Source organism: Mycobacterium sp. E342 (assembly GCF_001667665.1).
Taxonomy (GTDB): domain Bacteria; phylum Actinomycetota; class Actinomycetes; order Mycobacteriales; family Mycobacteriaceae; genus Mycobacterium.
Genome location: NZ_LZJM01000047.1, coordinates 1 through 904, shown reverse-complemented (window position 1 = coordinate 904; position 904 = coordinate 1). Strand labels below are relative to the sequence as shown.

The window sequence follows — 904 nt, the reverse complement described above, 5'->3', positions numbered from 1 at the left end:
CGAGCAACGTTCCCCGGATCAATTTCTTGGCCGCGTCCAGCGCGGCGTGATAGTCCCGGGGCGGCGACGTGGCCGCCAGCTCCGTCAACCCATAGATCAGCGCGTAGACGGCCTCGACGATGCCGTTGCGGTCGGCCCGGTGCGCGAGCTCGCCCCGGCGGTAGGCATCGTCGATGACACCCTCGATGATTCCGCGAAACACCTGGAAGTCGGCCGCGAGCCGCGAATCGCGGGCGACAGCGCCTTCGGCGCGGATCACCCACTCGAAGGCGGCAAGATCGGGATACTCGCGCATGAGCCGGCCCGATTCGTCGAGCACCGCCTCGATGCGGTCGACGGCGGTCCCCGGGCGCGCGGCGGCCGCGCGCAGCCGCGGCAACGCGACGTCCGTGCGCGCCGCTATCGCGGCGTTGATCAGCTCCGCCTTGTTCGGAAAGTAGTTGTAGAGGCTGGCGCTGGTGATGTTCGCCGCCCGGGCGATCTCGCGAATCGTGGTGCGCGAATAGCCATTCTCGGCCACGCATCGCATCGCGGCGGTGATGATGCGGGCCCGGGTCTGCTCACCGTCGGCACCCACCGGGCGGCCCAATCGCGGCGGCGTGGCGCTCATGCGGCGGGAAGCACGTGGCAGCTCCGTCCATCACGCACTACGCACCTCCGCGGCGAAGCCGGAACTAATCGATCACTCGATTATATTCGACTGTGTCGGGCACCGAGAGCCGGCGGACGGGACGCGCGAGTGAGGACAGCACGGTGACGCGGGCGCAACGGGGACGTCCGGTCGGTGCCAGCGGCGAGGAGACGCGGCAGCGGATCGTCGTTGTCACCATGCGCTGCGTGGCCGAGGTCGGGTACGCGGGCGCCACCATCCGTGAGATCGCCCGGGCTGCGAACATCACCAGCG

Annotated in this window: 2 protein-coding genes; one reads left to right on the top strand and one right to left on the bottom strand. The window is 69.5% G+C overall.

Going from position 1 to position 904, the window contains the following annotated elements; genetic code table 11:
* Positions 1-610: TetR/AcrR family transcriptional regulator (locus tag A5692_RS02640; RefSeq protein WP_068051724.1), on the bottom strand; the 610-nt coding region annotated here is incomplete at its 3' end.
* A 143-nt stretch (positions 611-753) separates the two neighbouring features.
* On the opposite strand from A5692_RS02640, the gene A5692_RS02635 reads away from it, so the two are divergent.
* Positions 754-904, top strand: a 151-nt coding sequence (locus tag A5692_RS02635; protein ID WP_156765898.1) for a TetR family transcriptional regulator, incomplete at its 3' end; no start/stop codon positions are given.